The sequence below is a fragment of the Streptomyces sp. NPDC005141 genome (assembly GCF_053599975.1).
Map to the genome: position 1 here is coordinate 106,730 of NZ_JBSFYW010000020.1, position 12,971 is coordinate 119,700.

9 protein-coding genes are annotated in these 12,971 nt (G+C 70.3%); 3 read left to right on the forward strand and 6 right to left on the reverse strand.

Annotated elements, in window-relative coordinates:
• Positions 1-225 precede the first annotated feature (225 nt).
• Positions 226-2,691, forward strand: a complete 2,466-nt coding sequence (locus ACWD68_RS18290; protein ID WP_451807450.1) for a SpoIIE family protein phosphatase — start codon at positions 226-228, stop codon at positions 2,689-2,691.
• A 42-nt stretch (positions 2,692-2,733) separates the two neighbouring features.
• Here ACWD68_RS18290 and ACWD68_RS18295 read toward each other — a convergent pair whose 3' ends face one another.
• The 6 genes from ACWD68_RS18295 to ACWD68_RS18320 form a co-directional block, all read right to left on the reverse strand.
• A complete protein-coding gene (locus tag ACWD68_RS18295; protein ID WP_451807451.1) occupies positions 2,734-4,491 on the reverse strand; it encodes a SulP family inorganic anion transporter in 1,758 nt (585 codons plus the stop codon).
• A 50-nt stretch (positions 4,492-4,541) separates the two neighbouring features.
• Positions 4,542-7,265, reverse strand: coding sequence for a cation-translocating P-type ATPase (locus ACWD68_RS18300; protein ID WP_451807452.1), 2,724 nt, complete (start codon positions 7,263-7,265; stop codon positions 4,542-4,544).
• Positions 7,266-7,313: 48 nt separating this feature from the next.
• Positions 7,314-8,351, reverse strand: a complete 1,038-nt coding sequence (locus ACWD68_RS18305) for a polyphosphate kinase 2 family protein (RefSeq protein ID WP_451807453.1) — start codon at positions 8,349-8,351, stop codon at positions 7,314-7,316.
• Positions 8,352-8,392: 41 nt separating this feature from the next.
• The gene (locus ACWD68_RS18310; protein ID WP_451807454.1) at positions 8,393-8,962 is read right to left on the reverse strand and encodes a three-helix bundle dimerization domain-containing protein; all 570 of its coding nucleotides are present in this window, start codon (positions 8,960-8,962) and stop codon (positions 8,393-8,395) included.
• A 399-nt stretch (positions 8,963-9,361) separates the two neighbouring features.
• A complete protein-coding gene (locus ACWD68_RS18315; RefSeq protein ID WP_451807478.1) occupies positions 9,362-10,072 on the reverse strand; it encodes a lipoprotein in 711 nt (236 codons plus the stop codon).
• 258 nt (positions 10,073-10,330) lie between these two features.
• The gene (locus ACWD68_RS18320; protein WP_451807455.1) at positions 10,331-10,783 is read right to left on the reverse strand and encodes a phospholipase; all 453 of its coding nucleotides are present in this window, start codon (positions 10,781-10,783) and stop codon (positions 10,331-10,333) included.
• A 651-nt stretch (positions 10,784-11,434) separates the two neighbouring features.
• Between ACWD68_RS18320 and ACWD68_RS18325 the strand changes: the two genes are divergently transcribed.
• Entirely contained in the window at positions 11,435-12,034 is a 600-nt protein-coding gene (locus tag ACWD68_RS18325) for an isochorismatase family protein (RefSeq protein ID WP_451807456.1), read from the forward strand.
• Positions 12,035-12,044: 10 nt separating this feature from the next.
• A complete protein-coding gene (locus tag ACWD68_RS18330; protein WP_451807457.1) occupies positions 12,045-12,956 on the forward strand; it encodes a GlxA family transcriptional regulator in 912 nt (303 codons plus the stop codon).
• Positions 12,957-12,971: the final 15 nt, after the last annotated feature.

Here is a 12,971-nt window from a genome sequence, read left to right on the forward strand (position 1 = left end):
GGCATGTTCAGGGCCACTGGGAGGGTGCTGTGCGGCGCCGCCCGGAGCGTTTGCCGGGCGGTGCGGAGCGGCTCTGCCCCGGCGTGCGGCGTCCCTCGGGACGTCCTGACGTATCCGCGTCAGGACCCGTGAACGGTCCGGCCCGCCCTCGTCCGGTGATCATCCGCCGGACCGTGCACATCGGGCGGACAAGCAGGAACATGGGTCCTGTAAAGGATGAAATTCATGGATTCTGCGCGAGAAGATTCCGATGCGCCCGCGTCCGAAGGACCGGGCGATCCCTTCGACGCGTCCACCGACGCGGCGGCGGTGGTGTCCGGCGACGGGGTCGTGGTGGGCTGGACGCGGGGTGCCGAAGCACTCCTCGGCTACCCGGCGGCCGAGATGGTCGGCTACCCGGCCGCGCATCTTCTCGCGATGCCCAGGGATCCGGTGCGTGCGGCAGGTGTCGCGGAACGGTGCCGGGCCGGAATGGGCTGGAGCGGCCTCATCCCCGTACGGCACCGCGACGGTCGCCGCATCGACGTGGACCTGCGCGTGTCCGCGTCCTTCCATGTCGGCGACGGCGAGTGCTTTCTGCTCTCGGCGCGACAGCACAGACGGCAGTGGACGGTCGGCCCGTCCTTCCTCGACGGATTCCTGACCCGTTCGCCCGTCGGCATGGCGGTGCTGGATCTGCAACTGCGCTACGTCTGGATGAACGACACCCTGGAGCACCTGGGCGGGGTGCCGCGCGAGCAGCGGCTCGGGCGTCGTCTGACCGAACTGCTGCCGGGGCTGCAGGCGGAGACCATCGAAGGGCTGATGCACAAGGTCCTGGCGACCGGCGAACCGGTGATCGACTACGAGTACCTGGGATGGAGTTGGGCCGACCCGCACCGCCGACACGCCTACTCCACCTCCTTCTTTCCGTTGCTCGGCGTCGACAGCTCCTACACCGGGGTGTGTTACATGGTCCTGGACGTCACCGAACGGTGGAACGCCCGGCAGCTCCTGTCACTGGTCAACGAAGCCGGGACCACCATCGGCCGGAGCCTCGACGTCATGCGGACGGCACAGGAACTCGCGGACTTCGCCGTCCCCCGCTTCGCGGACTTCGTCGTCGTCGACGTCCTGGAATCCGTGCTCAGCACCGAGGGGCACGGAGCGTGGCTCTCGGACGCGGGACCCGCGCCGGCCAAGCCGATGATGCGGCGCGCCGGGATGCGCTCGGTGCGGGAAGGCTGCCCGGAGGCCGTGGCACAGATCGGCGACCGTGCGGACTTCCTCCCTCCGCCGCACGACGTGCACCTGCTCACCAACGGCGAGCCCGTCCTCATCCAGGTCCTCGATCCGTCCGACGACCTGTGGATCGCCGAGGAGCCGGCGAGAGCGGAAAGCATCCGCCGGTACGGGCTGCACTCCCTCATCTCCGTGCCGATGCGGGCGCGCAACACCGCCCTCGGCCTCACCACGTTCGTACGGTCCGTCAATCCGATCTCGTTCCAGCCCGACGACGTCCTGCTGGCACGCGAGGTGGTGGCACGCGCGGCGCTGTGTGTCGACAACGCCCGCCGCTACACCCGGGAACACACGGCGGCGGTCACCCTTCAGCGCAGTCTGCTGCCCCACGCCCTGTCGGGCGGGACAGCGCTGGAGGTGGCCTCCTCGTATCTGCCGGCGGACCCGAGCGGCGGGGTCGGCGGCGACTGGTTCGACGTCATCCCGTTGTCCGGGGCCCGCGTCGGGCTGGTCGTCGGCGACGTGGTCGGCCACGGCATCACCGCGGCGGCCACCATGGGCCGGCTGCGCACGGCGGTCCAGACCCTCGCCGACATGGAGATGCCCCCAGACGAACTGCTGGCGCACCTCGACGACCTCGTGCTCCGGCTGAGCGAGGAGAGGACCCATGAACCGGAGGCCGACCGGAGCACGACCGCGTCCTTCCTCGGAGCGACCTGCCTGTACGCCGTCTACGATCCCGTCACCAGGCGCTGCGCGATGGCCCGGGCCGGACATCCGCCCCCCGTCGTCGTCGCCCCCGACGGACAGTTCTCCTTTCCGGAACTGCCCGCCGGGCCTCCGCTCGGGCTCGGCGGGATGGCGTTCGAGACCCATGAGATCGAGCTCGCCGAGAACAGCCTGATCGGTCTCTACACCGACGGTCTCGTCGAGGGAGCGCACTACGACATGGAGATGGGCATGACGCGGCTCGGTGAGCTGCTCGCCCGGTCGGACCCGGACCTCGACACGCTGTGCTCGGACGCGGTACGGCAGCTCGTTCCCGTACCCCAGCCCGATGACATCGCCCTGCTCCTGGCGCGCACGCACAGCCTGGGAGACGACCATGTGGTCTCGTGGGAGGTGCCGGTGGACCCCGCCGCAGTCTCCGAAATGCGGGCCCGGGCCACCCGCGTCGTCGAGACATGGGGTCTCGGGAAACTGGCCATGACGACGGAACTCATCGTCAGCGAACTGGTCACCAACGCGATCCGCTACGCCGAACCGCCCATCCGGCTGCGGCTGTTGCGCGATTCCAGGCTGACCTGCGAGGTCTCCGACGCCAGCAGCACCGCCCCGCGGCTCCGGCATGCCCGGAGTATGGACGAGGGTGGCCGCGGCCTCTTCCTGGTGGCCCAACTCACCCATCGCTGGGGCGCCCGCCACACGCCGGACGGAAAGGTCATCTGGGCCGAACAGGAGATCCCGTGAACACGCCGGACCCGCACGGCCGGCTCCGGCGGTGCGCCTCTCTCAGCCGGGGCCGGCCTCCGGTCGATCCGCCCGGCCGGGATCGCCGTCGTGGTCACCGCACCAGGAACGGTACGCGGCGACGGCGGTGGGGAGTGTCGGGAAGATCCGGTCCTCGCCGACGGACGTGCTCAGCCCGTAGGCGTCGAGGTCGTCGCGCAGATCCTGCTTGACCCGGGCCATCGCGAACTCGATGCCACGGCCGTTGAGTTCCCGGCGCAGCTCGTCCAGCGAGTCCAGCGCGGTGATGTCCACCTCCACGTTGGCCTCCGCGTTGAGGACGAACCACCTGACCGGGACCTCCTGTTCGGCCACCGCGCCCAGGGCACTGCGCCGGAAGTCCTCCGCGTTGGCGAAGAACAGCGGGGAGTCGTAGCGGTAGACCAGCAGACCGGGGATCACCTTGGCGTCGGGGAAGTCGTCGACGTCGTGCATGCCCGCCATGCCCGGCACCAGCCCCTGGACCGCGTCGTGGGGCCGCGCCACCCTGCTCAGCAGCTCGGCGACCGACAGACCCACGGCCACCAGCACCCCGTACAGGATGTCGAGGGCGAGGACTCCGACGAGGCAGCCGAGGGCCAGCAGGAGTTCACGCCGCCGGAAGGACGCGAGCCGCCGGAAGCCCGCCAGGTCGATCATCCGGATCGCGGCGTAGACGACCAGCGCGCCGAGTACGGCCTTGGGGGTGTCGGTGAGCAGCGGGCTCAGGAAGAGGAGCACGGCGAGGACGGAAACCCCGGCGGCGAGCCCGTACGCCTGGGTGTGGGCGCCCGTGGAATGCGCGAGTGCCGTACGGCTGGCGCTGCTGCTCACCGGGAAACCCTGAAGGGTGCCGGCGCCGAGGTTCACGGCGCCCAGGGCCAGCAACTCCTGGTTCGCGTCCAGCGGAGCGCTGTCGTCGGTGGTGAAGGCGCGCGCGGTCAGGATGAAGTCGGTGTAGGCCACCAGCAGGACGCCGACGGCGGGCAGCAGCAGTTGGGGCAAGGTGTCGAGAGCGGGGAAGTCCGGGCGGGGCAGCCCGGCGGGGATCTCCCCGATCACCGCGAGGCCGCGGTCCTGAAGGTCGAACGCCGCGACCACGGCCGTGCCGAGGACGAGGGCCAGCAGCGGCCCCGGGACGCGCCACCGGAAGCGTGTGGCCAGATAAAGGAAGACCAGCGTCAAGGCGCTGAACGTCACCGTCGTGGGATGGATCTCGTCCAGGTTCCCCAGGAAGGAGGCCAGCTTCGGGAAGAACCCCGAGCCGTCCGTCGGGACACCGGTGAGCTTGGTGAGCTGATCCACCATCATGATCAGCGCCACGCCCGCCAGATACCCGATCAGCACCGGCCGGGACAGCAGATCGGCCACGAATCCCAGCCGCGCCGCCCACGCCACGAGACACATCAGACCCACCGCGACGGCGAGCCCGGAGGCCAGGACCGCGTACCGCGCGGGATCGCCGCCGGCGAGCGGTCCCACGACGGTCGCGGTCATCAGCGCCGTCGTCGACTCGGGCCCCACCGACAGAAGCCGGGACGAACCCAGCAGGGCGTACAGCACGATGGCGGGGAGGATGGCCCACAGACCCACGACGGGCGGCAGTCCCGCGACACTGGCGTACGCCATGACCTGCGGCACCAGATAGGCGGCGACCGTGACCCCGGCCAGGAGGTCCCCGCGCAGCCAGCTCCGGCGGTACCCCCTGAGCACCGCGAGGCCGGGCACCCCCGGCACAGCACGGCGCCACCCTCCGCCTGGGGAGCCGGGGTGCTTCGACACGCGTGTCCTTCGGGTCGGTCCGCGGGGTTACGGACGGGGGGCCCGCGCACTCATGCGGTGCGCCGCGTCCTGCGGGCCAGGAGCTTACCCACCTCCCACACGACCAGGAGGGCGACGGCGGACAGCAGCGCCCAGCCGAACTGCCGCAGGTCGATCTCGGTGGTTCCGAGGATGCGGCGGAACCCGTCCAGCTGGGTCACCAGCACCGCGAGGACGAACTGGGCCAGTGCCGTCCAGTTCATCTGCTTGCTGTCGAACGTGCTCGTCGTCAGCACGGAATCCGTCTCACTACGGCATTCGAACGCGGCCACGATCAGACAGAGCGCGAACGCGGTGAACGCCATCGAACTGCCGATGCGGACGCTGTCGAAGTGGGATTCACCCAGCTTGATCAACCCGAGCAGAATGAGTGTGATCGCCAGTCCGCTGAGACAGACCGTCACCATCACGGGGCGCGTCAGCACCGACTCCCCCCGCGGACGGGGGCTGCGCCGCATCAGTCCCGCGCTCTCCTGGTCGAAGCCGAGCGCGAAGCCGAACGAGGCGTTGACCACGAAGTGGATCCACAACACCTGCGGAGGGGTGAAGGGTTCACCGGCGGCGATGTTGAAGATGGTTGCCCCGAGGAAGGTCAGCACGAACGTGACCAGCAACAGCAGGACGAAACGGATGTACTTGGTGAGGTTGTCGTAGAGCTTGCGGCCCTGCTCCACGGCGTAGACGATCGTCGCGAAGTTGTCGTCGGACAGGATCATCCGCGCCGCGTTCTTCGCCACGTCCGTACCGCTGCCCATGGCGATACCGATGTCGGCGGACTTGATGGCGGGAGCGTCGTTCACGCCGTCGCCCGTCATCGCGACGACATCACCCTTCTTCTTGAGCGTGTCCGCGAGCAGCACCTTGTGCTCCGGCGCGACCCGCCCCACCACACCGATGCCGTCGATACGGGCCAGCTGCTCCCGCTCCGGCAGCGCCGCGAAATCGGCACCGAGGACCGCCTCGCCGGGGATCCCGAGCTGCCGGGCGATGGCGGCGCCGGTGGTGACGTCGTCCCCCGTCACCATGCGGACCCGGATATGGGCGGCCTGGGCGCTGGCCACGGCGGTCCGGGACTCCTCGCGAGGCGGATCGACCATCCCGACCAGACTGGTCATCCGCAGGCCGGTGACGTACGAGAGCAGGTCCCCGCCGGGATCGAAGTCGGCCGGGTCCAGGTCCCGGGTCGCCGCCGCCATCACCCGGCGTCCCTCACCGCCCATGCGCTCGGACTGTTCATCGGCGCGCCGGCTGAGCTCGTCGTCCCACGGGACGGTCGCGCCGCCCGACAGCGCGGTGGCCGCGCGGGCCGTGACCGCCGGAGCCGCGCCCTTGACGAAACAGCGCACCACCGGCCGCCCGTCGGCGTCGACGGTGGAGTTGAAGGTGGCCATCAGCTTGTAGCCCGGGTCGAAGGGCAGCGTGGCGATACGGGACAGCCGCTCGTGCGTGGCGTCGATGTCCAGCCCGGCCTTGTGGGCCAGCACCAGGAACGCGCCCTCGGTGGGATCGCCCACGACCTCGCCGTCCACCAGCTTGGCGTCGTTCGCGACGAGGTACGGAAGGATCGCGTCCTCGATGCCCGCGGAGGCGCCCGCGGCGTGATGGATCCTCCCGTCGAGGCCGTATCCCGTGCCCGAGACCGTGTACCGGTCGGTGGGGGTCACGACCTCCACCGCCGTCATCTGGTTCATGGTCAGCGTGCCGGTCTTGTCCGAGTTGATCGCCGACGTGAAGGCCAGGGTCTCGACGGACGGCAGCTCCTTCACGATCGCGTTGCGCTTCGCCAGATTGAGACTGCCGACGGACAGGATCGCCTGGGTCACCGTGGGCAGGGCCTCGGGAATGGCGGCGATGGCCAGCGAGACCGCGCTCACGAACAGGGCGTCCCACGCCTGGTCACGGCTGCGCCCGAGCGCGAACATCACGATCATGGTCAGGCCCGCGGCGGCCGTGATCCACAGGGTCAGCGTGTCGAGCTCCCTGGTGAGCGGCGCCTCCTCCCGCTCGGTCGCCGACAGCATCTCCGAGATCTTTCCGAGCTCGGTGCCCTCACCGGTCCCGGTGACGACGGCGACACCGCTGCCATGGGTGACCGGGGTGTGCATGAACGCCGTGTTCGACTGATCCCCCGGGCCGAGCAGGACTTCCGGCAGCGTCGTGGCGTCCTTCCCGGCGGGAACGCTCTCGCCGGTGAGCGCCGACTCGTCGATCTGCAACGCGTGGGCCTCGATGATCCGCCCGTCCGCGGGGACCTGGTCCCCGGCGGAGATGAGCACGACATCGCCCACGACCAGCTGCTCCGCCGGGATCTCCGACTCGGTTCCGTCCCGCCGCACCCGGGCCGTGGCCGTCAGCATGGACTTCAGCGCGTTCATCGCGCTCTCGGCCTTCCCCTCCTGCCGCAGGCCCACGATCGCGTTCAGCAGCGTCAGCAGGACGAGCAGGATCGCGGTGCTCCACTCGGAGATCGCCAGCGACACGACCGCCGCCACCACGAGGACGATCTGCATGTAGCTGCGGTACTGCTCGATGAACCGCCGCCACGCCGGTGTCGCCTTCTCCTCCGGCAGTGCGTTCGGCCCGTTCTGGGCCAGCAGTTCGGCGGCCCGGGCCGCGGTGAGTCCGGACGCGGGATCGACACCGAACGCCGACGCGACTTCCTGCGGAGAACGCGCGTACCAGAGCTCTGGAGCAGCGCGCTCCGGAGCCGCCGGGCCGCTCGACTGCATCCCCATCTCAGCTCTCCGATCTGGATCCGGTCCGCCGTCCGTGAACCCGGGGACTTACTTCCGCTTGCCCTTCCCGGTCCGCCGTGCCGAGGCGGAGGCCTGCTTCCCCTTTGCCTTGCGGCCGTCGCGGCGCTGTCCGTCGCTCGCTTCGGGGACCGGGTGCCGGGCCGCGTACGGATCGGCCGGCGCGCCCTCGGGAGCGTCGGCCTCCAGTTCCCGCCGGGCGGCGCCGAGGTCCTTGCGCGCCTCCTTGCCGACCACGGGATAGCGGGGGTCGATGTCCATCAGGGTGTTCGCCAGCACCGCCGCGGTGCAGATGCGCGCGAACCACTTCCGGTCCGCCGGGACGACGTACCACGGCGCCCACGGCGTACTGGTCCGCGAGAGCATCTCGGAGAACGCGTGCTGGTACTCGTCCCACCGCCGGCGTTCCCGGACGTCGGCGGCGGAGAACTTCCAGTTCCGCTCCGGCAGGTCGAGCCGCTTCATGAAGCGGGTGCGCTGCTCCTCCTTGGACAGGTTCAGGAAGATCTTCACGACCTTGAACCCGTTGTCGGTCAGGTAGCGCTCCCAGTCGTTGATGGCCCGGTAGCGGCGATCCCAGATGTCCGGCCCGCGTACGTCCGCCGGCAGCCGCTGCCGGTCGAGGACCTCCGGGTGCACCCGGACGACGAGCACCTCCTCGTAGTGCGAACGGTTGAAGATCGCGATGTCGCCACGGGCGGGCAGCCGGGCGGCGTACCGCCACAGGTAGTCGTGGTCGAGCTCTTCGGCGGAGGGCTGCTTGAAGCTGCTCACCTTGACGCCCTGCGGGTTCACCCCGCTCATGACGTGCCGGATCGTGCCGTCCTTGCCTCCGGCGTCGAGCGCCTGAAGACAGAGCAGTACTCCGTACGTGTCCTGGGCGGCCAGCCGCTCCTGGTACTCGGCGAGCAGTGTCACCCCCGCCTTCAGCAGTTCCGGACCGTGCTTCTTCTTCAGGCCGGCCTTGTAGCGAGGATCGAAGTCCTCGCCCAGGTTCACCCGCGATCCCGGCTCGACCCGCAAGGGCTCGATGAGCCTCGCGACGCGTTCGGCCCTGGCATCCGTCATGACGACCCGCCTCTTTTCCTGTCACGGTGAGTGCCGCGCGCTCATGGGTGCTCACCGACCCGGCCCAGGTCGGAGGCGGGCGCGGGCCGGAGCCTGGCGGGTATCCATCGGCCGAGGAGGGGAGAGCGTGACGGGCTCCCGGCCGGCTGTGCCACCGGCCCGGCCGTCGTGGGCCGCGCCTCCGTCGAGTCGCCGACGGCCGCCGGTACGGGGGAGGTCGCTTCACGGTCGATGGCGCCGAGCAGCACCCTGACCCGGCGTTCGACCAGAATCGGGACGTAGGTCCTCACCCTCGCCTGCTGGAACGAACCGCGGGCCGTCGCGACCGCCCGATCCACGACGGACGGGTCGACCGAGGGGTGCGCGGCCTTCAACCTCGCCGCCAGGCGAAGGAGGGCGACCGCCTCGTCCTGGCGGACGCCCTCCTCAGCCGCCGGGGCCGTCGGCGGCAGGGTGCTCGCGGGTGGAGCGCCGGCGGCCCCGGCGGGTGGGGCGGGAGCGGTGCCCGCCGACGGAGCGGGAGCGGTGCCCGCGGGTGGAGCGGGAGCGCGACTCGCCCCCTGCGGCGCGCCGCTCTCGTCGCCCGTGGATGCCGGCTCATCCGTCTTCATCGCTCAACCGCCCGCGCGCTCGCAAGACTCAGATCCCAAGAGGTCGGAGACCGATGGCCGACGGCCCCGAACCGACCGTCCCAAGACGGCTCGACGGCCGGGTACGAGGCCGCCGCTTCACTCATTCTGAGTCCGCCCGGTCGAAACCGCCTCACGGACGACGCACCCGCGCGGGGGGCGCGTGCCACCGCGCAGACACAGGCGTGGAGGCCGCCATGTCGCGAAGCGGGCGCGACGGTCATGCCCGTGTACCGGCTCGTGCGTGACTGATGACGGACGGCGTGTCCGGCGACGGGCGGCGGCTCGTCGCCGGATCGGCTCGCGGCGGCCGGATGGTGCGTATCGCCTGATCGGCTCGCGGGGTCGGGTGGTGCGCGAGGCCGGATCGGCCCGCGGGGGTCAGGTGGTGCGCAGGGTCTGCTTCGCGAGTCGGTACGCGGGGAGCATCTCGGTGTGTTCCGCGGTGTCCAACCCACCGAGGTGCACGACGACCGGGCCGTCGTCGGTGGTGACGGCGAACGCGCACTCCTTCTTCGACTCGTCGAGCAACTCGCTGGTGTAGACGTACTCCACCTCGACGCCGGACATCCCGCCCGCCTCGAACGTGCGGTAGCTCGCCTTGCTCGCGCCGTCCTCGGCGGCCACGAAAGCCTTGAGCACGGCATCGGCGTCAGCGCCGCCCGGCTTTCCGGTCCAGACCCTGAGGTAGCCGATGTTCCCGGCGGGCTTGGCGTCTATTTCACAGGCAAGGGTGACCGGACCCTGACGAAGCAGCGCATCGGCGACCTCCCCGGCCAGGCCGTCCTCCGGGGAGCCGGAGCTGTCCGAGCCGGCCGTGGCCGTGTGTTGCGAGGCCGGGGCGACGGCCTTCGGCTTCCAGTCCTCGGCCGTGTCGAAGCCGACCGGCAGTTCGCAGGCCGAGCCCGCGGGACCGAGTGTGCCGCCGCTCTTGGCCACCGGACCGGCGGCACCGGAAGCCTTGTCCGTGGGCGTGGCGCTCACGGACGTCTTCGGACTCTCCTCGGTGGTCTCCGAGCAGCCTGTCGCGACGACGGTCAGCAGGGCCACGCCCGCCAGCCCGCGCCACCCGGCCCGCGCTCCCACACCCATCATGTGCTCCCCCTCTGGTCCGGTGGACAATGTAGACGAGGGCACGGGTGGCGAGTGCGGGGCGGGTGGGGCAGAGGTTCATGGTCACCTGTGAACCGGCATGATGTGCCGGTCCGCGCCGGATCGACGACGCGTTGACGACTCATCACCAAGACGTCGGCCGAACGTGGTCGGCTCGATTCGCACAAGGGCGTCGGCAGGACACATGTCAGGGCCGACCTGCGCGCGGCTCGGCGCTCCCCGTGCGGGGGTGAAGGGTCAGCCGAGCGCCTTGACCGCCTGGTAGTAGGTCCAAGCGGTGCTGTTGCAGGTGGTCTTGGTCGCGCCACTGTATGCGGCGCAGACCCGCTTCAGGTCTTCGTAGAGGGCACTGTCGAGACGTGCCTTGTTGGCGTCGAAGGCGCCTGCGGCCTTGTAGTTGCGATAGCCGAAGTCGTGGCGGGCACATGATGTGGCGAAGGGGAAGCCGAAGGGGTTGTCCGGGGACGTGGAGCAGTAGTCGGTGGACCAGTCGAACGCGTACGCCGACCAGGCCGCCTGGTTCGAGCGTGCGGCCACCCAGGTGTTGTAGCTCGAAGCGCTGGTCTGGGTCCAGCTGGACAGGACTTGAGGCTTGTCGGCAGGGGCTGCGCTAGCGGCTGTAGCGGTCGCCGTGATGGTTGCGACGGCCATGGCCGAGGCAGCGAGGCCGGTGGCGAGTCTTCGGTGCATCCCACACCTCCATGAGGCTGCGACCCGCCCGTCGGGCTGCAGGTTCATGACAAGAATGATCGGCACCGCGACCCTCCTTGCATAGTGTCTGGAACCCAACAATCAATTGACTAGGCGGAGTTGATGAGGGGCGCTCCATGGTTGCGACCACCATGGCGGACTATGGCTGGATGTGTTCCATGGGGCCGGCCGGCCCGCGCCTCCGAATTGTTTCGGTGGCGAGGCGGTCGGGTATCGCTGGAGCCGAAGTCCCCCCCGTACAGAGGGCCGGGCGTGCGCTCTGTCATGTCGCCGAAGCTGTCCGGCTGTTGGCTGCTTGTCGACCCTCATTGGGAGCCGGCGGCGGTGGAGCAGTCCGGCCCATGCCCGATGCCTTCATGTCTGACACCCATGTACATGTGTCTGCCTTGATGGGCTCATGTCCTCATGTCCGTGCCCCTGTGTCCAGGGGATCCGTGCAGGACCGTCTCACCCTGACCACGGATGGGGTGGTGACCCTGTCCGCCGTCGTCCTCGTCCGGTTCGGGCTCCGCTCACGCACTGGCCGGGATCACGGCGCGTCCGCCGGACAGGTACGGCGTGACCGGATCGGTCCGCACCCGGACCCGATGAGGTCTGTCCCATCGTGCGGGCGACGGTCAGAGTGGAGGCATGACCCGAGCACTGATCGTCATCGACGTCCAGGAATCCTTCCGCGCCCGTCCGCTGTGGGAGACCATCTCCAACCCGAAGATCGCCGACCAGGTGGACCGACTGGTCCGGCTCGCCCGCCGGGCCGGCGACACGGTGGTGTGGGTGCTGCACTCGGAGCCCGGCAGCGGCGACGTGTTCGACCCCGCACTCGGGCATGTCCGCCTGATGGACGAACTCCGGCGCGAGGACGGGGAACCGCTGATCCACAAGACCTCGCACAACGCCTTCACCACCACCAACCTCCAGCAACTCCTCACCGAGCGGGGCATCCGCGAGCTCACCGTCTGCGGAATCCGCACCGAGCAGTGCGTGGAGACCACCACCCGTCTCGCGAGCGACCTCGGCTACGCGGTCACCTTCGTCTCCGACGCCACCGCGACCAACCCCATCCCGCACCGTGACGCCCCCGCCGACCAGAGCGTGGCGGAACTGCTCGCGGACCCCCGCACCCTGGGCGCCGAGGAGGTCATCAGGCGCACCGAGTACGCCCTGGCCGGGCGCTTCGCGACCATCGCCACCGTCGATGAGCTGGAGACCTCGGCCGTGTCTCGGGCATGATGACCGGATCGTGAGCCACATCGTCTTCTTCCTGGTGCCCGGAGTCCATCTGCTGGACCTGGCCGGCCCCGCACAGGTCTTCTCCACGGTCGCCGACTTCGGGCACCCCTACACCCTCCACTACGTCGCCGAGCAGCCACAGATCCCCACCGCTCAGGGCTTGCCGGTGGTGGCCCGGCTCGACTGGCCCGAGCTCGGCCCCGAGGACCTGATCGTGGTACCCGGCTGGCGGACGCTGACCCTGGCCGACGGCCCCGCCATCGGTGAGGCCGGCCTGCAGGTTCTCCGGGACCACCACGCCAGGGGCGGCACCGTCGCCAGTGTCTGCGCGGGAGCCGACGCGCTCGGCAGGGCCGGGCTGCTCGACGGCCGTCGCTGCACCACGCACCACGACGTCCAGGACGATCTCTCCCGCCGCTACCCTCGGGCGGCCGTGGTCCGCGACGTCCTCTACACCGCCGACGACCGGGTCGTCACCTCGGCCGGCATCGCCAGTGGGATCGATCTCGCCCTGCACCTGATCGCCACCCGGCACGGCCCGGCCGTCGCCGCCCAGGTGGCCCGGGTCATGGTGGTCTACGCACGGCGCAACGGCCACGAACCGCAGGCCAGCGCGATGCTCCGGTACCGGTCCCACCTGGACGACACCGTGCACCGTGCGCAGGACCTGCTCGACGCCCGCTTCGACCGGCCGGTGCCCCTGCCCGACCTGGCCACGGCCGTCGGCGTGAGCGAACGCACCCTCACCCGCCTCTTCACCCGTGCCACCGGCGGCCTCACACCCCTGCGCTATCAGCAGGCCCTGCGTCTGGAGCGCGCCGAGCACCTCATCAGCCACGGCGTCACCGTCGACGCCGCCGCACGCGCGGTGGGCTTCGAGGACGCCCGCATGCTGCGCCGCCTACGGGCCCGCGCGAGCTGAACCGCCACCGCGCAC